The 19915-nt window shown below is 64.8% G+C and carries 17 protein-coding genes; 6 read left to right on the top strand and 11 right to left on the bottom strand.

Going from position 1 to position 19915, the window contains the following annotated elements; all coding sequences use genetic code 11:
• Positions 1-9 precede the first annotated feature (9 nt).
• The 3 genes from P3T43_RS15135 to P3T43_RS15125 all read right to left on the bottom strand — a co-directional run bounded on the left by P3T43_RS15135 (position 10) and on the right by P3T43_RS15125 (position 1717).
• Positions 10-636, bottom strand: coding sequence for a hypothetical protein (locus P3T43_RS15135; RefSeq protein WP_429281935.1), 627 nt, complete (start codon positions 634-636; stop codon positions 10-12).
• A gap of 20 nt (positions 637-656) precedes the next feature.
• Positions 657-1154, bottom strand: coding sequence for a hypothetical protein (locus tag P3T43_RS15130; RefSeq protein ID WP_429281839.1), 498 nt, complete (start codon positions 1152-1154; stop codon positions 657-659).
• Positions 1155-1216: 62 nt separating this feature from the next.
• Positions 1217-1717 carry a hypothetical protein gene (locus P3T43_RS15125; protein WP_429281838.1) on the bottom strand — a complete coding sequence of 167 codons (501 nt, stop codon included), beginning with the start codon at positions 1715-1717 and terminating at the stop codon, positions 1217-1219.
• Positions 1718-2254: 537 nt separating this feature from the next.
• On the opposite strand from P3T43_RS15125, the gene P3T43_RS15120 reads away from it, so the two are divergent.
• Positions 2255-3646 (top strand): sigma 54-interacting transcriptional regulator, encoded by a 1392-nt coding sequence (locus P3T43_RS15120; protein WP_429281837.1) that lies wholly within the window; start codon positions 2255-2257, stop codon positions 3644-3646.
• Positions 3647-3738: 92 nt separating this feature from the next.
• Positions 3739-4710, top strand: coding sequence for a thymidylate synthase (locus P3T43_RS15115; protein WP_429281836.1), 972 nt, complete (start codon positions 3739-3741; stop codon positions 4708-4710).
• Positions 4711-4853: 143 nt separating this feature from the next.
• On the opposite strand, the gene P3T43_RS15110 is transcribed toward P3T43_RS15115, so the two are convergent.
• Together P3T43_RS15110 and P3T43_RS15105 are read right to left on the bottom strand one after the other, a co-directional pair.
• Positions 4854-7625, bottom strand: a complete 2772-nt coding sequence (locus P3T43_RS15110; RefSeq protein ID WP_429281835.1) for a DUF6600 domain-containing protein — start codon at positions 7623-7625, stop codon at positions 4854-4856.
• Between the two features lie 171 nt (positions 7626-7796).
• Positions 7797-8510, bottom strand: a complete 714-nt coding sequence (locus P3T43_RS15105) for an ArsR/SmtB family transcription factor (RefSeq protein WP_429281834.1) — start codon at positions 8508-8510, stop codon at positions 7797-7799.
• A gap of 181 nt (positions 8511-8691) precedes the next feature.
• On the opposite strand from P3T43_RS15105, the gene P3T43_RS15100 reads away from it, so the two are divergent.
• Together P3T43_RS15100 and P3T43_RS15095 are read left to right on the top strand one after the other, a co-directional pair.
• Positions 8692-8835 (top strand): hypothetical protein, encoded by a 144-nt coding sequence (locus P3T43_RS15100; protein WP_429281833.1) that lies wholly within the window; start codon positions 8692-8694, stop codon positions 8833-8835.
• 142 nt (positions 8836-8977) lie between these two features.
• Positions 8978-9484 (top strand): acyl-CoA thioesterase, encoded by a 507-nt coding sequence (locus P3T43_RS15095; protein WP_429281832.1) that lies wholly within the window; start codon positions 8978-8980, stop codon positions 9482-9484.
• 168 nt (positions 9485-9652) lie between these two features.
• On the opposite strand, the gene fumC is transcribed toward P3T43_RS15095, so the two are convergent.
• From fumC to P3T43_RS15070, 5 genes are all read right to left on the bottom strand, one after another.
• Positions 9653-11053 carry a class II fumarate hydratase gene (gene fumC / locus P3T43_RS15090; protein WP_429281831.1) on the bottom strand — a complete coding sequence of 467 codons (1401 nt, stop codon included), beginning with the start codon at positions 11051-11053 and terminating at the stop codon, positions 9653-9655.
• Positions 11054-11123: 70 nt separating this feature from the next.
• Entirely contained in the window at positions 11124-12701 is a 1578-nt protein-coding gene (locus tag P3T43_RS15085) for a phospholipase D family protein (RefSeq protein ID WP_429281934.1), read from the bottom strand.
• A gap of 470 nt (positions 12702-13171) precedes the next feature.
• On the bottom strand, positions 13172-14131 hold the full coding sequence (gene panS, locus P3T43_RS15080) for a ketopantoate/pantoate/pantothenate transporter PanS (protein WP_429281830.1): 960 nt from the start codon (positions 14129-14131) through the stop codon (positions 13172-13174).
• Positions 14132-14188: 57 nt separating this feature from the next.
• Positions 14189-15589: an MATE family efflux transporter gene (locus tag P3T43_RS15075; protein ID WP_429281829.1), complete on the bottom strand. Its 1401-nt coding sequence runs from the start codon at positions 15587-15589 to the stop codon at positions 14189-14191.
• Positions 15590-15739: 150 nt separating this feature from the next.
• A complete protein-coding gene (locus P3T43_RS15070) occupies positions 15740-15958 on the bottom strand; it encodes an RNA-binding S4 domain-containing protein (RefSeq protein WP_429281828.1) in 219 nt (72 codons plus the stop codon).
• A gap of 263 nt (positions 15959-16221) precedes the next feature.
• On the opposite strand from P3T43_RS15070, the gene P3T43_RS15065 reads away from it, so the two are divergent.
• Both P3T43_RS15065 and P3T43_RS15060 read left to right on the top strand, forming a co-directional pair.
• On the top strand, positions 16222-16671 hold the full coding sequence (locus tag P3T43_RS15065; protein WP_429281827.1) for a hypothetical protein: 450 nt from the start codon (positions 16222-16224) through the stop codon (positions 16669-16671).
• Positions 16672-16754: 83 nt separating this feature from the next.
• Positions 16755-18977 carry an ATP-dependent helicase gene (locus P3T43_RS15060; RefSeq protein ID WP_429281826.1) on the top strand — a complete coding sequence of 741 codons (2223 nt, stop codon included), beginning with the start codon at positions 16755-16757 and terminating at the stop codon, positions 18975-18977.
• A gap of 77 nt (positions 18978-19054) precedes the next feature.
• Here P3T43_RS15060 and P3T43_RS15055 read toward each other — a convergent pair whose 3' ends face one another.
• Positions 19055-19825: a DUF4088 family protein gene (locus tag P3T43_RS15055; RefSeq protein ID WP_429281825.1), complete on the bottom strand. Its 771-nt coding sequence runs from the start codon at positions 19823-19825 to the stop codon at positions 19055-19057.
• Positions 19826-19915: the final 90 nt, after the last annotated feature.

Here is a 19915-nt window from a genome sequence, read left to right as displayed (position 1 = left end):
TGTGGCTCGTTAGAAAAAGGTGCCCGCCGGGGGACGGAGCACAAAACTATTTGAACTGACATTGCCTGTGCCGGCAGCCTGGTTGATCTGGACAATCCCACTGACGTTCTTGAGCGCGTCCGCACCGATGGACACCTCGCGTGCGTCGTGGTTTTCGCCGGATCTACCTGTACTGCCGTTTTTGGCGGTCGTAGCGGATAGGACCCCATCCGCTACGATCTCCCCCTCAACCGGAGCAGAACCGATAACGGCACTGTTCCGCTGAAGATTCGCTACACCCGCCGACTGATTCACTTCGATAAGGCCAGAGGTGTTTGAGAATGCGTTATTACCGATGTCGCTTTTTGCAGCCGTCGTCTTCGCATTGGCCGACGCGCCTTGCACGCTGCCGGTCAGGTTGAGCGGCGCGAGGCCGTTCATGAGGACGCCCTGATTGGCTTGCACGTTGTCGAGCCCGGACGTCTCGTTGATCGCCACCACGCCGTTGGCGCCGTTCGCCACGCCCGCGCCGATCACAGACTGCGCGTCCACGAGGGCGGCGGGCAGCGTCTGGGCCTGGGCGGCGAAGCCCGCACAACCGAGCAGCGCGAGCGCGACGAGCGAGCGCAGAGGCTGGCGTTGCGACAAGGTTTTCATGGACTGGGTCCGGGTCGTTTTCATTTGACGGCTCCCATCGCTGCGCCAAGCGGTGCCAGGGCGCCGGTGATGGTTTGGGTAATCGAACTGCCGAGGCCGCCGCCGGTGCCGAGACCGGCTGCCGCACCCGCGGAGAGGCCGGTGCCGTTGCCATTGCCCGCGAGCAGATGCGTGACGCCGTTGGTGCCGACCAGCGCCGGCATGAAGCCGTTGCCTGTAATGCCCGCCGTACCGTGCGCGCTGTTGAGGTCGAGGTCGCTGGCCATCGAGCCGATTGCGCCGTCGAAGGCGGCAGTCGGGAACGTCTGGACTTGCACAGCGATCGGATCGGTGCTCTTCGGTACCGGCACGAACGCGTCGCGGGGCGTCACTTCGCGCTCGATGATCAGGTTGCCGGGCTGCGACGCGACCTGCGCGGCGGCCGGGACTGCGGCGCCGGCGGCGAGTACGCTGCACAGCGCGCAGAGCAGGGCGGTGTGGCCGCTGCGCAGGCGTGGCATCTGGATTGAGGCGTTCATGTCGGTTCCTTGCTGGCGGCGACCGGTCGGTGCGGCTTTATTTGATCTCGGGCGTCGTCTGACTAATTGCGCTGATACGTCGTCACGTTGCCCTGTGCCGAACGCGCCACGTCGACCGGAATCGGCAGCGGCGAGGGCGGGGCGATTTCGTCCCACAGCGTCACGCCATTGCCGCCGTTGCCGGCGGTGCGCATCATTTGCGGCGTCGCGGCGACCATCAACATGCCGCTGAAGCCGCCGCGCTGCTGCGACAACGCCTGATCGTCGAGCGCCAGGTCCTTCGCCGCTGCCGCGTCGGCCGGGATGCTCAGCGCGTCACCGGCGAGATCGCTGGCCGAGGCAGCGGTATTCGCGGTATCTGCTGCATCGCTGACCGCGGTATCCGGGGCCGTCGCCGCTGCGGGCGCCGGGCTCGCGAGGGTGACGGACCCGGTATCGGGGGAACTGGCTGTGACGGATTGCTGTGCGCTGACTTCAGGGGGCAGTGCAACCATCAGCAGTGCGGCGCAAAGTGCGGCGCAAGGCTGGAAGTGGTGCAGGTCGATGCGGAAAGCGGGTCGCATGGTGTGTCTCCTTGGTGCGAGACATTTAGCGAAACGTGTGCCATGAGTCGCAATCCGTTGATGCATCTAGGTGCGAGGTTAGCGGTAGGAAGCGAATCGGCGAAAATGCGGCAAAAATGTTTCAGGGCTGAAACGGGTGGCATGAAATACCGAAAAATCGCAATTAGCGCCGGTACGCCCAGGGTCAGGGTTGATACGTAGCGGGGCACCCTGGAAACCTTTTATTCAGAAGGCGCAGACTTGCGAGACGCCCGCCCAGCCTTGCTGTGCGGCGAAGGGACTGACTAAATTTGCATATTTGTTTTCGAAGCGGCGCGCGTATAGTAAGCTCTCGAAAACACAGTCGCATTTAAAAAAAGCCTGAAGCTGGGCCGTCTCAATCACACACGCCGCTTTTCGGGGATCAGCTGTCCGCACGGAATGGAATGACCGTTCGGTATTTGCTATGCGCGAATCCCGGATTGAGTGAACGTGTCTGAAACATTTATCAGGTGCGTGCCGTCATCCTTAACGTTCGTTGACGAAAGGATCTGAATAATGGAACCCGCAACGCGGCAACTGATTTACGTTTCGCGTGACCCTAGCGCGGAATTGAATACCCGGTTTCACCAGCGCGGCTGGCACGTCGAAGTCGTGGGTTCGGCGCGCGATGTCCGCCGTGCCGTTCGCGCCGGTATGGCCGCGGGCGGTTTGCTCGATCTGTCGAGCCATTTCCAGCAGCACGAAATCGCTGCGTTCGAATCGTGCCTGACCATGCCGAACGTCGGCTGGGTCGCGGCAACCATGCCCGGCCAGTTGCAGGACGCCGCGTTGCGCCGGCTCGTGCGCGACTACTGTTTCGATTACGTAACGGTGCCTTATTCGGGCGACAGGATCGTCGACTCGGTGGGGCACGCCTACGGCATGATCTCGCTGGGCGAGCCCGCTTCGAACGACGGTTCGCCGGGCGGCACCGAAGGCGAAATGGTCGGCTCGTGCGACGCCATGCTGGCGTTGTTCCGCTCGATCCGCAAGGTGGCGATGACCGACGCGCCGGTGTTTATCTCAGGCGAATCGGGAACCGGCAAGGAACTCACGGCGGTGGCGATCCACGAACGTTCGTCGCGTCGCAGCGCCCCCTTTGTACCCATCAATTGCGGCGCGATTCCGCCGCACCTGTTGCAGTCCGAATTGTTCGGCTATGAGCGTGGCGCGTTTACCGGCGCCAATCAGCGCAAGATCGGCCGGGTCGAAGCTGCGAATGGCGGCACGCTGTTTCTGGATGAAATCGGCGATCTGCCGCTCGAAAGCCAGGCGAGCCTGCTGCGTTTCCTGCAGGAACGCAAGGTCGAGCGGCTGGGCGGCCACGGCGCAATCGACGTGGATGTGCGCATCATCTCGGCAACTCACGTCGACATGAACGCCGCCATGATCGAAGGGCGTTTCCGTTCAGACCTGTATCACCGTTTGTGCGTGCTGCAGATCGACGAACCGCCGTTGCGTGCGCGTGGTAAGGATATCGAACTACTTGCGCGCCACATGCTGGAACGTTTCAAAAAAGATGCAAGCCGCCGTTTGCGCGGTTTCGCGCCTGACGCCATCGCCGCGCTGCATAACTACAGCTGGCCGGGCAATGTGCGCGAACTGATCAACCGGGTGCGCCGTGCCATTGTGATGTCGGAAGGGCGCGCGATTACGGCGCGCGACCTCGAACTGGCGGAATACGTGGAGATCGTGCCGGTATCGCTCGCACAGGCGCGCGAAGCGGCGGAGCGGCAGGCCATCGAACTGGCGCTGTTGCGTCATCGCGGGCGCCTCGGCGACGCCGCGCAGGAACTCGGCATCTCACGTGTGACCCTTTACCGCCTGTTGTGCGCGCACGGCATGCGTCATATGGAAGGTGAACCTATCCTGCCGCACGCGGAGCCGGCTTCCATGCCGCATATCTGAGGGCGGTTGGGCGCCTGGCGCCCGCACTTGCTAGAATCGGGTTTTGTCGCAAAAAAGTCCCGGGCGCGCCGCGCCGGGCCGAAGGAACCCGAATGAAACAATACCTCGACCTCGTCCGCTCGATTCTCGATACCGGCACGTGGCAGGAAAACCGCACCGGCATCCGCACCATCAGCATGCCCGGCGCGATGCTGCGCTTCGATCTCCAGCAGGGTTTCCCCGCCGTCACGACGAAAAAGCTCGCGTTCAAATCGGCGCTTGGCGAACTGGTGGGCTTCCTGCGCGCGTCGCGCAGTGCGGCGGACTTTCGCGATCTCGGCTGCAAGGTATGGGACGCGAACGCTAATGAGAATCCGCAATGGCTCGCCAATCCGTATCGCGAAGGTCCTGACGACCTGGGCGACGTGTACGGCGTGCAATGGCGCAAGTGGCCGGGCTACAAGGTGCTGGACGCCTCAGCCGGCGCGCAGATCGCGGATGCGAGCGCGCGCGGCTATCGGGTTATCACTGAATTCGACGAAGACGGCAGCCGCAAGGTGCTGCTGTACAAGGCGATCGACCAGTTGCGGCAGTGTCTCGACACGATCATGCAGAACCCCGGCGACCGGCGCATTTTGTTTCATGCGTGGAACCCTGCGGTGCTCGAAGAGATCGCTTTGCCGGCTTGCCACCTCTTGTATCAATTTCTACCGAATGCGGCGCGCCGCGAGATTTCGCTGTGTCTGTACATCCGCAGCAACGATGTCGGGCTCGGCACACCGTTCAATCTGACCGAAGGCGCGGCCCTGCTGCATCTGGTCGGACGGCTGACGGGCTATACGCCGCGCTGGTTCACGTACTTCATCGGCGACGCGCATATCTACGAAAACCAGCTCGACATGCTGCAGCGGCAATTGGAGCGCGAACCGTATGAAAGCCCGCAACTGGTGATTGCCGAGCGCGTGCCCGAGTACGCGAAGACGGGCGTGTACGAGCCCGAGTGGCTCGAAAAGATCGAGCCGGCGGATTTCTCGCTGGTGGGTTACCGGCATCACGAGCCGTTGACCGCGCCAATGGCGGTTTGATTCGTAGCGGACGGTGTTCGCGCGCCGTCCACGACACGCTACAAGCACGATAAAAAGCCCACGCAAAGCTGCTTTGCGTGGGCTTTTTGTTTGCCGGCAGCGGGGTGATCCGCCGCCGCTGCCGTCGTCGAGGATGAGCGCGATTAACTCTTGTGATGCTCGTCGTGACCGCCATTGTTGGAATGCTGCTCCTGATGCGGCTGAGGACGCGGCTGTTGCGGTTGTTGCGCCTGTTGCGCGGGACGCGGTTCAGGGTGCGGCTGCTGGACCTGCTGCGGATGATATTCCGGACGCGGCTGGGCTTGCGGCTGCGGACGAGGCTCCTCACGCGGTGCCTGTTGGGCCTGCTGCGGATGATATTCCGGACGCGGCTGGGCTTGCGGCTGCGGACGAGGCTCCTCACGAGGCGCCTGCAGGGCCTGCTGCGGGTGATATTCCGGACGCGCCTGGGCTTGCGGCTGCGGGTGAGCCTCCTCACGAGGCGCCTGCTGGACTTGCTGCGGGTGATATTCCTGACGCGGTTGAGCTTGAGCCTGAACCTGCGCCTGCGGCCGCGCTTCTTCACGTGCGGCCTGCTGCGCCTCCTGCTGGCGATTTTCCGCGGCGCGCGCCTGCTGTTGCTGCTCCGCGCCAGGCGCGGCCGCGCGCGGCTGTGCGTTGACGTCGCGTTCGGCCTGTTGAGGCGGCCGTGCTGCCATCGACGGATTCTCGCCCGGATGCGGCACACCGTGCTCCTGCGCCTGCTGCGCAGCGAACCCGCCTTGCTGCTGACGATTCTGCGGTTCGCCAGATTGCGGCACAGACGGCTCATGTCCGGCGGCTTGCTGGGGTGCGCCACGCTGCTGCCCCTGCTGCCCCTGCTGCCCCTGCTGCCCCTGCTGCCCCTGCTGCACGGCCATCGGCGTGTGCGGCTGGGTCCATGCGGGCTCGTGATGTGCCTCGGCCGCCTGCTGACCCGCTGCGAGCGCGCCTGCGCCGTGCTGCGCGAAGGCATTCGGATTTCCACCCGCTGCTTGCGGCGGACGCGGCACGCCGTTATTGGGCTGCGGCCGCTCGTTAGCCAACTGGCCGGCTGCACCCGGCGCGGCAGGCGTGCCGGGCCGCGCCTGTTCAGTCACGCCACGGGGCGCTTGCGGGGCATTCGGGCCACCCGCAAACGGACGTGCGCCATTCGCTGCCGGCTCGCCTGGACGCGGCGCACCCTGCGCGACGCGCGGCTCGGCACCGGGTGCCATACGCGGCGAGTTGGCCTGAACCACCCGCACGTTCTGCGCGGCCGGTGCCGGTCCACCGTGCGTCTGGGCAGCCGTGAAATGCGCGGGCACCGAGGTACGCACGATCGGTTCGCCGGCACCCGGCACACGGCCGCCGCCTTGCGCAAAACGTTGCGCCAGCGTATCGCGATAGGCCGGCGGCACGGCCGGACTACGCGTCGCTACGACGGAGCGGCTCATGACAGCCGCGGGCGGGCGGTAGTTCGCGTTGCGCAGGCCGGGATCGAAACTCTGGCGCACGGGCGCAATGCCAGGGCCGCCCGGGTTGATCTTCGCGTTGCGCCATTGCTGCGGGTCGACCTTCTGCGCGAAGCGGCCGACCGGCTGGCCATGCACGAAGGCCGTGGCCGGCACGGCGGTGACGCCGCCCGGCGCCCGGTAGTTGACATAGGTGTTGTGGATGTTCGTCACATTCACCTGACGATTGTAGTTGTTGACCACCACCGTGTTGTTGACGCGGTTGTAGTAACGAGGGCTCCAGCCGCCGTCGCGCGGATGCCAGGCTTCGCCCGGACCGAGCGGGAACCAGGCCACGCCGACCGCGGCCGCGGCGCCGACGCCCAGACTCACACCCCAGTCGAGCGAACCGCCTCCGTCCCCGCCACCCACGAAGGCAACCAGCGCAGGCGCATACACGGGCGGTTCGTCGACGGCGACGGGGCCCGGCACCCACGCCCACGAATCGTCGACATAGGCCCAGCGGCCGTAGTGGTAGGGCGCGAAGCCCCACGGCGCGTCGTCGACCCACGTCCAGCCCCACGGCGCCTGCCAGACCCAGTGGCCGTCGTGATAAGGCGCCCAGCCTGCCGGCACGGCGTTCGGCTGCCACACTTCACCGTATTGCTGGCTGCTGTGCCAGCTACCGTTCGCGTCGAGGTCCTGGTAACCCGGCACGTCCCGCGACACATAGCGAGCCGACACCGAGCGGTCTTCGGCTGCATCGCGGCCGGCCGCCCATTGATCGAAACCGTCGAGGCCCGGCGCGCCGTTGTCGGCGACCTGCTGCAGGGCTGTGCCTGCAAAGCGGACCTGCTGGCCGGCGGCGAGCGGCACCTGGCCGTTGTCGCCATACGCGGTCGCGCTGCCGCTGCGCACCGTGACGGTCGTGCTGCTGCCGTCGGGCGCCACATCGACGCGGTAATCGCCCGGGCCGGTCACGCCCAGTGCGAGATTCGGCGTGTCGATTTCATAGGTCGAGCCGGGCGCGAGGTCGCGCACGCGGGTCGATAAGGTGCCTTGCGCGACTTTGAGCTGCGCGCTGGTGTCGTCGAGATTGAGGATGTCGAGGCTGGTCGAGTCGCCCAGCCGTACCGCCGTCGCACCAATGTGCAGTTCCGCGCGGGCGTTCTGGTCGTCCCAGAGCTGGTCGCCGGTGGTGAGCGGCCGGTTGATCTGTGCGTACGACCAGTCGGTCGCGCCGGCGGGTTCGGTGGTCACGGCGCCTGACGTGTAGTTCAGGCGTGCAACACGTCCCGGGGGATCGATATTGCCGCTGTTCTGGGCGGCGCCAGGCGCATTGTCCGGCGGCGGCGCTTCCTGAGCGACGCTCGTCTGGGCTGCGAGCGTGAACACCGCGGCGGCGATGAGGGTAGTGCCGGTCACGCGGCGTAGAACGGGTCGGGGTGCGGCGAGTGTTTTCATGTTGGGTCTCTCTAACGGACGTCTGGTTGTTCTGCGTCCGTGAAAGCACTCTACCGTCGGCGCCTGTTTCAAGGCGTCGGCATTTGTAAGCCTCCCTACCTGCCGTGTAACAAAAAGTGTTGCGTGGCTGATTGGCGATGAAATTGACGCGTCGGCGTAGCCGGGATGCGATCAGTTCGTCAGAAAATCCTTGAAATGCTGGTGACCGGCAGGCGTGATTCGGAGGATGCGCGGCCGTTCGGTGCGTTCCACCCAGCCGTGCGTCGACCAGGCATCGAGCAGCGCCGCACCCAGCGCGCCGCCCAGATGGGGACGCCGCACGCTCCAGTCGGGGCAGGTGCAGGCGAAACGGCGCCGGCGGCTGCGCTGGTCTGTTGCGTCGATACCCCAGCGGGCCAGTTGCGCCACGCCCTCCGCGGTGGCTTCGAGCGTGTCGCCCTGCAAGCTGAGCAGCTGGTGGTTCAACATCCGCTCGAACAGTTGCACCGACAGTTCGCCGGCCATGTGGTCGTAGCAGGTGCGCGCGTAACGCATGTCGACCGGCACGGTGCGCGCCGGAAGGGGTGCCGCGCGCAGGGGCGCGCTCGCTTGTGCCACGCTGGCGAGTGCTTCGATGGACGCCGCGATTTCCGGCGATGCGATCCGGAAGTAGCGATGCCGGCCGCGCACCTCGACGGCCAGCAAACCGCCTTCGGTGAGGCGCGCCAGGTGGGCGCTGGCGGCGGAAGGCGACAGTCCGGCCACCATAGTCAGCTCGCCAGCCGGGCGCGCGCTGCCGTCCATCAGCGCCCACAGCATAGCGGCCCGGCCCGGATCGGCGAGCAGCGCGCCGATCCGGCTCAGGCCGGGGAAGTGGTTCTGTTCATCGGAGAGTGAGGCGGGCATGGAGGACTCCTGAGGCGCGGCGCGCATCAGCGCTCGCCAGCAGCTTCACTATATCGAAGTGAGACATTCGACGTTTCAGGTTCGCGTGAAGTATCGAATGCGAACCCGACGGAGGCCATTCTGCGCACCCGCAAGCCACCAGGCTAGAATCAAAATGTGTCTTTCGGAGAACCACGCGCTCATGAAACGCCTGCTAGCCATTGCCGTCACCGTACTGCTGTGCGCCGCCTGTGCACAGGGCGGCTCGGCTCCGTCGAGTGCGGATTCGAGCGGCATCACGATGTACGGCACGATCGACGAAGGTATCTCGTACCACAGCAAATGAGGCGCCGGGCCGCCCCGCGCGGCTCCATTCCGGCTCTTTTGCGTGGACCCTGGCATCGTTGCCGGGCTGCTTCGCGCGCCGCAGTCAAAATTGCACTCGTATAATCGGCTCCTTTCGACACATCTGTTTGCCCGGAGTCAAGATGAGCACCCCTGCCGCTGCGCCGCTGGACCGTTCGGAAACCACCTTCCGTTTTCTCGCCGAGCCGACCTCGGTCAACTTCGGCGGCAAGGTCCACGGGGGCGCCTTGATGAAGTGGATCGACGAGACCGCTTACGCGTGCGCCGCCGTCTGGTCCGGGCGCTATTGCGTGACGGTCAGCGTCGGCAATATCCGCTTTCGCCGGCCAATCCTCGTGGGCAATCTCGTCGAACTGCGCGCGCGCGTGGTCAACACGGGGCGCACCAGCATGCACATTCATGTGTCGGTGCAGGCGGGCGATCCGAAGGGCGGCGAGCTGATGCAGACCACCGATTGTCTGGTCGTGATGGTGGCGGTCAATGAGAACGGCCACCCGGTGCCGGTGCCCGCATACCTACCCGAGACCGATGAACAGAAGCGCCTCGCCAAATACGCGCTGGACGTGAAGGAAGCGCTCGACGCGATCGTCGAACTGAAGCCGGAAGAAGTGGCCAAGGGCAAGGTCTGAACCGGTAGCGAGCACAGCGCGGCATCTTCTCGCCGGTTCCGGCGCAGGGTTTCCGCCGGAGTCGTGCCGCAGTTTCGCCGCAAATTCGCCCCAGTTTCGACACCGCTTCGCCGGGTTTCGCTGCACGCGAAACCCGGCTTCACGATCACGCCTCGACGTGACCTGAGTTCAACCCGGCGTATGGCCGACCATGTCGTGCGGCCGTACCCATTCGTCGAACTGCTGCTCGGTGACAAAACCGAGTGCCAGCGCCGAGGCCTTGAGCGTGGTGCCTTCCTTGTGCGCCTTCTTCGCGATCTTGGCGGCCTTGTCGTAGCCGATGTGCGGATTGAGCGCGGTCACCAGCATCAGCGACTCGTTGAGCAAGGTGTCGATGCGATCGCGATTCGGCTCGATGCCCACCGCGCAGTTGTCGTTGAAGCTGTGTGCGCCGTCGGCGATCAGACGAATCGATTGCAGCACGTTATGCGCGATCATCGGGCGGAAAACGTTCAGTTCGAAGTTGCCGCTTGCGCCGCCCATGTTCACGGCGACATCGTTGCCGAATACCTGGCAGCACAGCATGGTCATGGCTTCGGACTGGGTCGGATTGACCTTGCCCGGCATGATCGAGCTGCCCGGCTCGTTCTCTGGAATCGATAGCTCGCCCAGCCCGCAACGCGGACCGCTCGAGAGCCAGCGCACGTCGTTGGCGATCTTCATCAGGCTGGCGGCCACGGTCTTGAGCGCGCCGTGTGCGAACACCAGCGCATCGGCGGCGGCCATCACTTCGAATTTGTTCGGCGCCGAGACGAACGGCACGCCGGTCAGCTTGCCGATCGCCGCCGCGACCTTGTCGGCGAACTGCGGATGTGCGTTCAAACCGGTGCCGACCGCCGTGCCGCCTTGCGCCAGTTCATACAAATGCGGCAGCGCCGTTTCGACGTGGCGAATGCCGTGGTCGAGTTGCGCGACATAGCCGGAGAATTCCTGGCCGAGCGTCAGCGGCGTCGCGTCCTGCAAATGCGTGCGGCCAATCTTGACGATCCCGGCAAACGCCTTTGCCTTGCCGTCGAGCGTCGCGCGCAGCGTCTTCAGCGCAGGCACCAGATGCTTGACGATGCCCACGGCCGCGGCCACGTGCATGGCGGTCGGGAACACGTCGTTGGACGACTGGCCGCGATTCACGTCGTCGTTCGGATGCACCTTGCGCGCTTCGCCGCGCTCGCCGCCCATCAATTCGCTCGCCCGGTTGGCAATCACCTCGTTGAGGTTCATGTTGGTCTGCGTGCCGGAACCCGTTTGCCACACCGCCAGCGGAAATTCGCCGGCATGCTTGCCTTCGATGATCTCGTCGGCGGCCTGCATGATGGCCTTCGCCTTGCTCTCGTCGAGCACGCCGAGGCCCAGATTGACTTCGGCGGCGGCGCGTTTGATGACAGCCAGCGCCGTAATCAGTTCGGGCGATTGCTTCTCCGTGGAGATCTTGAAATTCTGCAGGGAACGCTGGGTTTGCGCGCCCCACAGACGAGCGTTCGGCACGGCTATCTCGCCGAACGTGTCGCGCTCCAATCGTACGTCTTCGTTCATGGTTCAACTCCGCTTTTGCTGAATAACTGCGTGGTTCGGATGGCCTGTGCGCCGCAGCCGCATGGCGCCATCAAAGCTGTCCCTGGACGGGCAATAGCAAGAATAGACCCGTCAGCAGATTCCGGTAGAAACCCGCCTGCGGGTCGAAGATATAGGTGCGCTGCGTGCCGTTCTCGACATCGGTCCATTCGAGTTTCGACTGCGGCGCTCCAATGTAGCCGAGTCCGGCAAGTTGTGCCGGTGTCGCTAACGTCACGCGGTAGCTGATCTCGGGTGCCGTGGCGCGGTCGAAGATGGCCGCCACCTGGCCGGCCAGGTCCGGGCTATGGATCACGAGCGCCATTTCGGTGTTCAGATTGGCCGAGCGCGGATCGAGATTCATCGAACCGATGACGAGGATCTTGCGATCGATCACGTAAGTCTTCGCATGCAGACTCGCGCGCGAATGCGAGCCCGCGACCGACAACTGCGGACTGCGTTGCTCCGGCTTGAACTCATACAGTTCGACACCGTTTTGCAACAGCGGCACACGGTACGGGCTGTAGCCGGCCTGAACCGCGACCGCGTCGGTGGCGGCGAGCGAATTGGTCAGCACGGCGACCCGCACACCGCGCTGCGTGAGTTGCGCGAGTGCTTTCACGCCGGCATCGTGCGGCACGAAATACGGCGACACCACCAGAAATTCCGTCTGCGCGTCCTTCATCAGTTCGACGAGCCGTTGCAGTGGCGGACTGACGTAATCGGGCGAGGGCTGATCGATCTTGCCGGGCGTGTCGGCCTTGAATTCCGCCGCGGCCCAGGTGAGGTCGAGCTGATCCTCGGCGATCTGCGTGGCAAGCGGCGTGGCATTCAGCGGCTTCGCGTTATACGGATCGGCGTTGCTGCGCCAGTGCGCGCGCAACGCATCGCGCGTCGCATCCAGCTCCTCCTGCGAGAAGGTTTGATGGTTCAGCGCCTTCAACGGATAAGCGCCCGAACTGTTCCAGTACTCGTCGAAGCTGGCGGAGACATCGGCCGTGATCGGGCCGGCTGCCAGCACGTCGAGGTCGCGGAACTGCAGCGTCGGGCTCGCGCTGAAATATTCATCGCCGAGATTGCGGCCGCCGACGATCGCCAGCTGGTTGTCCGCAATCATCGCCTTGTTGTGCATGCGGCGCGTGAACTGATCGATTTTGGTCAGCAGGTTCGTGGTGCGCTCGAACATGCTTTGATGCGTGCTGCCGTACGGATTGAAGACGCGAACCTCGATGTTGGGATGCGAGTTCAGGCTTGCCATTACGTCGTCGATGTCCTTGAAATTCAGGTCGTCGACCAGCATGCGCACGCGCACGCCGTGATCGGCGGCGTAGAGCGCGGCGCCGAGCAGCAGTTTGCCGGTGGTGTCTTCGTTGGCAATGTAGTACTGCATATCGAGCGTCTTCGTCGCGGCGCGGGCGAGCGCGATACGCATCTGCAGCGCTTCGGTGCCGTTCGAGAGGACGCGAAAACCCGACTCGCCAGGATGGGCCGTTTCGATGGGGGCGAGGGCCGTGCCGAGTGCGGTGGCGGTAGTCGGCGGCAGCGCGTGGCTGACGGGGCGGTCGAACGCGGCAGCGGGTGGGCGGCTCGCGCAGGCGGTCAAAAGTGCCGCGGCGACCCACAACAGCAGGCAACGCTTGCCGATGCGCGTTGCCGTGCGGATCGCAGTGCGCGTTGCGTTAAGCACGAACGGCGCGATCCGTTCGGGGTGCCGATGAGATTGCGACGCGATGTTGTTGCTGTCGTACGCCGGCACGCTATGCCTCCGCTTGATTCGGTGCGCGCACGCTTCATGGATGAAGACGCGCACCGGATGCATCTGGACTCGGTTGAGAAAGCATTCTAAGGGGAATCGGCCGGATCAGTGGCCGTAGCGCGCAGGTGACGTTGGCACTGAAGGGGCGTGTCGCTGTTTCGGTGTGACGACCTGGCGTGTCGTTTCAGCTATGACAGGCGCATCGCTTCAACCACGACAGGCGAGTCTGTTAGTCATACTGATGAAGTAGGTTCGACAGCTGAATACTGGAACCCAGTGCGCTTGCACGGGGCTCGCCATGCATGCATCTGGCGGGAGCGCTCGCGCGGCTCCCGCGAACTGCTCTATCCGCGTTCGGCTTCGAAGGCCGATGCGCCGTCAGGCTGCGTGGATCCCTTTGCGGGACGGGCCGCCCAGTAACCGGCAAGCAGCGATCCCGACAGGTTGTGCCATACCGAGAACAAGGCGCCCGGCAATGCCGCGAGCGGCGAGAAATACAGCTTGCCGAGCGTGGCGGCAAGCCCGGAATTCTGCATGCCGACCTCAATGGCGAGCGTGCGGCACACGGCTTCGTTGAAGCCGAGCAGCCGGCCGCCCCAATAACCGCCGAGCAGGCCGATGCCGTTGTGCAGCACCACGCCGACCATCACCAGCAACCCGACCGACGCAATGCTCTTCTGCGTGCCGCCCACCACTGCCGAGATGATCAGCAGGATCGCGATCATCGACACGAGCGGCAGAACCGGTTCGACCTTGCGCACCAGCTTGCCGCACAGATGATTGATGATGAGACCGGCGACAATCGGCAAGGCGACGATCTCCAGGATGCTCATCAGCATGCCGTGCACGTCGACGGCGATCGATGCGTCGACATAGAGGCGCGTGAGCAACGGCGTGGCGAACACGCCGACCAGCGTCGACAGCGCGCTGATCGTCACCGACAGCGCCACGTCGCCGCGCGCCAGGTAGATCATCACGTTCGAGGCAGTCCCGCTTGCGACGCTGCCCACCAGCACCATTCCGGCGGTGAGATCCGGCGGCATGCGCAGCGCCTTGGCAATTCCCCAGGCCGCGAGCGGCATCACCAGATAGTGCAGCACGATACCGGCGACGACCGGTGCGGGGCGCGTAAAGACACGTTTGAAATCGGCGACGGAGAGGGTCACGCCCATCGCCAGCATGATGATGGTCAGAAGCGTGGTGACGTGCGGTGCGATGGGGCTGAAGGAGGCCGGCGAAAAGTAGGCGGTGAGCGAAATCAGCACGGCCCACAGCGGAAAGAGACGGGTTACCCGGGCAAGCATGTCAGGAGGTCCTTGATTCTGTTTTGGCGAAGGGTTGGGTTTGAGACGGGCTGGACTTCATGCCGCCGGCTTCGAAGCTGCCGGAACGCGCCGCAGGCTCAGCCGGTGAAAACGCAGCGTCATCAGCAGTGCGACGCTCGCGAGGCCGGCGGCGAGTCCCCACCACAGTCCGCGCGCGCCAAGTCCGAAGTGAAACGCCAGCGTGTAGCCGGTTGGAAAACCGATCGCCCAGTAGCCGAAGGCCGCGGCCATCATCGGCACGCGCGTGTCTTTCAGGCCACGCAGACAGCCCGAGCCGACCGTCTGCATGCCGTCGACGATCTGGAAGATGGCGGCGACGCCGAGCAGCGAACTGGCGAGCTTGACGGTGGCCGCGTTGGCGGGGTCGTCCAGATGCAGATACAGGCCGACGATCCAGTGCGGCGCGAGAATCAGCACCAGCCCCGACAACGACATGAAGGCGACCCCGAGCGCGATGGCGACAAAGCCGGCATGACGGGCGGCGAGCGGCTGCCCCGCGCCCGACCAGTAGCCCACCCGCACGTTGGCCGCCTGGCCGATCGCGAGCGGCACCATGAACGCCACGGATGCGACGTTCAGCGCGATCTGGTGCGCCGCGAGTTGCGATTCGCCGAGCAGCCCGACCATCAGGCCGGTGGCCAGAAAGAGCGTGGATTCGACGCCATAGGTGATCGCCACCGGCCAGCCGATACCGAACAATTCGCCCATCATCGGCAATCTGGGCCGCGTCGCCGTGACGAAATGACGATAGCGGGGCCGCAGATGCAGCCACGCCATCAGCACGAGCGCCGTCAGCCAGACGGTGATCGTGGTGCCCGTGGCCGAACCCAGAAAGCCGAGTCGCGGCAGACCGTGTACACCGTGGATCAGGCCGTAGTTCAGAAAGCCGTTCACGAACACGCCAGCCAGTGAGACCCAAAGCAGACGCTTCGCCGCGCCGATGGCCGGCAGGAACGAGCGCATCAGGCCGATCCCGATCAGGCTGCCGAGCGCGCCCCAGCGCAGAACGGCCGTGTATGCGCCGACGTTATGCGCGAGCAGGGCCGGTTCGCCGAATGCCAGCAGGACAGGCGTGGCGAACGACAACAGCATGAAGGCGGGGATCGACAGCAGCACCGACATGACGAGCCCGGTCCAGTAAATATGCGGCACGCGATGTTCGGCCTGGGCGCCGCGCGCATGCGAGACGCTCACGCTCACCGAAGTGAGTACGCCCTGCAGCAGCGTCACCACCACGAAGAACAGGTTCGCGCCGAGACCGCCGGCGGCGAGCGCGTCAGGACCGAGCGAGCCGAGCAGGATCGTGTCGGTGACGCCCATGGCCATCTGCGACAGCTGGGCAATGGCGAGTGGGGCGGCGAGGCGGGCGGTGTCGGCGGCGTGACGCGATAAGGTCGGCGGCGGGGCGGCCACCCGGGAGAGGCCGGATTGGGTCATCAGGAATGCACGGCGGCGCGCAGTGCCCGCGCCGTTCTGTCAAAAGTGACAGCTTATTGGGTAGGCGGGCTGTTGTCGATCTGTAAGCACATTTTTGGTGCGGATGCCGGGAGGCGGCGCGGGGCAGCTGAGAACGGTCGCGCAGTGGCGCTACGCCTCGTGCACGGCAATGCGGGTGTCGCCGAGCAACACGACTTGTCCCGCGCGGATCTTGCACGTTTTACGTAGCTCAACCTTGCCGTCGACCGTCACCGCGCCCGAGGCCACCATCAGTTTGGCGGAGCCGCCGCTGTCCGCGAGGCCCATTATCTTCAGGAGATTGTGCAGTTCGACGTACTCGCCGGTGAGGGTGAAATCGAGATTGGGCATGGCGATTGCGGCTCGGGTAACGGGGTTCGCATCATAAGCCAGAAGCCGGCTAAGAGGCCTGGACGATGCGGAAACCGGATAAATGAAATCCGGCTGTTGGGTGTTTGTTAGAAAATGAAACGTTCCGTAACATGGAGCGTTTATCGCGAACTTCACTCGCAAACGGCCGGTCTGTAGAAGAACTCGGCGTTTCCGGCGTGGTCTGACCGGACGATGCATGTGTCGATGCCCGAGTTCTGACAACAATTTTAGAGAGGATAGCCATGACCCAGATTCGTTCGCTCCTGATCGGTACCGCCCTGAGCGCTTTTGCCGCCACTGGCGCGTTTGCGCAAACCAACGCGCAGCCGGATGCCGGCACGGCCGGCCAGCCGATGATGGCGCCACCCGCCGACAACGCCATGCCGGCCGCTCCTGCCGCACAAGGCGTGACGCCGGCACCGCAGCGCCTGACCGCCACGGGTTCGACCGATCCGCTGGTGCAAAAGCGTGATGCGGACGCCAAGGCCAACGCCGAATACAGCGCGTCGAAGAAGGCCTCGAAGGCCGAGATGAAGGAGCAGCAAGCCGCGGCCAAGCAGAAGTACAAGCAGCAGGTTCAGGACGCCAAGATCAACAAGAAGGCGGACAAACAGACCGCCAACAACGAAATGAAGATGGACATGCAAGGTCAGACGCCGAGCCAGGATGACGCTTCGGACGTCAAGCACTAAGCGGCGAGGCCAGGGCGGTGAGGCGGTGCAACCGCCTTGGCTGGTTTGACTGGCAAAAAAGGGCGCTTGTCGACGCCGGTTGTATGGATATACAGTATGCGGCGTTGATCCTATCCTGCGACCCTTACTTCCCGATCCCGACCACCGTGCTTCCCGCTGCCGAATCCGCGCCGTCCGATACGGCCGCCTCCGCCGCCTCCGCTGCCTCCGCCTGGCTGGCGAAGCTCAACGAGGCGCAGCGTGAAGCCGTCGAATATGGCACCGCGCATCCCACCGAACTGTGCGGTCCTTTGCTGGTGATCGCCGGCGCGGGGTCAGGCAAGACCAATACGCTGGCGCATCGCGTGGCGCACCTGGTCGTCAAGGGCGTCGATCCGCGCCGCATCCTGTTGCTGACTTTTTCGCGCCGGGCCGCAGTGGAAATGACCCGGCGGGTAACGCGCATCGCCAGCGAGGCGCTGGGCGCGCGGGCAGCGGTGGCGCAGGGGCTGACGTGGTCGGGCACGTTTCACGGCATCGGCGCGCGGTTGTTGCGCGAATATGCCGACTCGATCGGCCTCGCTCCCACTTTCACGATCAACGACCGGGAGGATTCCGCCGACCTGATGAACCTGGTGCGGCACGAACTCGGGCTGTCTGCGAAAGAGCGGCGCTTTCCGGCCAAAAGCACCTGTTTCGCCATTTACTCGCGCGTGGTCAACACGGGCGCGGCGTTGGCGGACGTGCTCGACAACGCCTTTCCGTGGTGCCGCGAATGGGAGGCGGATCTGCGCATGCTGTTTGCCACCTATGTCGAGGCCAAGCAGAAACAGAGCGTGCTCGACTACGACGATCTGCTGCTCTACTGGTCGCTGATGGCCGTACAACCGGCCATTGCAGCCGACCTCGCAGGCCGCTTCGACCACGTGCTGGTAGACGAGTATCAGGATACCAACCGCCTGCAGGCGTCGATCCTGCTGGCCTTGAAGCCGGATGGACGCGGCCTGACGGTGGTGGGCGACGACGCCCAGTCGATTTATTCGTTTCGTGGCGCGACGGTGCGCAACATCCTCGATTTCCCGGCGCACTTCAATCCGCCGGCAAAGCAGGTCACGCTCGAACGTAACTACCGCTCCACCCAACCGATTCTGGCCGCTTCGAACGCGGTGATCGGGCTCGCCACCGAGCGTTTCACGAAGAACCTGTGGACCGACAAGGCCTCGGCACAGCGCCCGCGTCTCGTGAGCGTGGCGGATGAAGCCGACCAGGCGCGCTACGTGGTCGAGCAGGTGCTCGAAGCGCGCGAAGCGGGCATGAAGCTGAAAGCGCAAGCGGTGCTGTTCCGGGCCGCGCACCACAGCGCCGCGCTGGAAGTCGAACTGACGCGGCGCAACATCCCGTTCGTCAAGTTCGGCGGCCTCAAATTTCTCGATTCAGTGCACGTGAAAGACGTGCTGGCCGTGCTGCGCTGGACGGAAAATCCGCGCGACCGGGTCGCCGGGTTCCGCGTCATGCAATTGCTGCCCGGCGTGGGTCCGGCGACGGCCGGGCGGCTGCTCGATGCCGTCGCCGTGCATGGTGCCCTGGATAGCGAGAGCGGACCGGGCCGCGGCACCGTCAGCGCGTTGGGCGAGTTCGCGCCGCCGCCGCGCGCCTTCGAAGACTGGCAGCCCTTTGTTGCGCTGATGTCGAGCGTGTGCAGCCTGAATTCGCCCTGGCCGGCGGAGTTCGAGTTGATTCGCCGCTGGTACGAGCCGCACCTCGAGCGCAACCACGAGGACGCCGCCATGCGTCACGCGGATCTGCTGCAAATGGAAAGCATCGCCGCTACGTATGCATCGCGCGAGCGCTTCCTCACGGAACTGACGCTCGATCCGCCCGACGCCACCAGCGGCGAAGCCGGCGTGCCCTTGCTCGACGAGGACTATCTGATCCTTTCCACGATTCATTCGGCGAAAGGTCAGGAGTGGCGCAATGTGTTCGTGCTGAACGGGGTCGACGGCTGCATCCCTTCGGATCTCGGCACCGGCAGCGAAGCGGAGATCGACGAGGAGCGGCGCCTGCTGTATGTGGCGATGACACGCGCCAAAGAGGACCTGCACCTTGTCGTGCCGCAGCGCTTTTATGTGCATAACCAGACGCATCTGGGCGACCGGCACGTGTGGGCGTCGCGCACACGCTTCATCCCGGCGCATCTGCTGCCGCTCTTCGATGCCTATGCGTGGCCGCGCGTGGCTGAGCCCGCGGCGCCGAGCGCGGCCGGACTCGCAGCCGCGGCGCAGGCGAAGCTCGACATTGCGGCGAAGCTCAAGAGCATGTGGAGTTGAGTCCGGCCCGACGGCCCGACGGCCCGGCTGGGACCGAAGGCACGCGGGGCGCGTAATATCCGACGCCAGAATGCGGTCTAGCGGGTCTGCTGTTGCTGCCGTGTCTGCGCTGGCCGCGGGGGCGGCGTAAAGAACGCGCGCAGCCACGCCGCGAGGCGCGAGAAAACGTCGTACGGCTCTTCAACAAAAATGTCCGGCTTCAGGAGACGCAGATACTCCATGATCTGTTGCGCTTCCTGCTTCTGGAACGAGCCGTGGGAAATGCCGAGGCGCAGCAGGCCGCGTAGCTCGCCGAGCTTCTCGCGCGCGGTGCTGCCAATACTCGTCTCACACGCCACTTTCGCTTCGTACACCCGCTGCCGCAGCGACTCGACGAGCCGCCACGCGGGCGTCTGCATGGCTTCTTCCAGCGCCTGGATGTCCTGCGCGGCGCCCTTGATCTGTGCGGCGAGCGGATCCACCAGCGACGCATCGCCTTCCGATTCCTTGACGATGGCCGCCGCCCAGTCGTGGCACTGCTTGGCCAGTTCCTCAGGGGTCCATTCCGAGCGCGAGGCGAAGCCGAAACCGAACTCGGAGGCCTGCTGCATCAGAATCGCGACGACGTCCGGAAATTCCTTGTCGAGCGTGCGTTTGGCCCACGCGTACTGGCCGCCCTGCAACATCCGCTTCACCGCGTGTTCGGTGAGCGGCAGCATGTTGTCGAGCAGCTTGGCGCGTAGAAAATCCTCGAACGACGGCGTCGCGAATTGCGGGTCGAGCTTGAGCGAAACGCGCAAAAAAGCGTCGAAATCCTTGCGCAGATTCGCGACGGTTTCGTCTTTGAGTGAAAGGGTGATCTGACCCATGTCTTATCCCGTTTGGTCCTCCCGCGTGGCATCGCAAAAGTGCCGCCATTTGCGAACTGCCCTCGTGGGAGGGCGACGTCGATGCTCGAC

It is taken from the genome of Paraburkholderia sp. GAS41 (assembly GCF_050436545.1).
Classification (GTDB): domain Bacteria; phylum Pseudomonadota; class Gammaproteobacteria; order Burkholderiales; family Burkholderiaceae; genus Paraburkholderia.
This window is presented reverse-complemented; position numbering and strand designations above follow the sequence as displayed.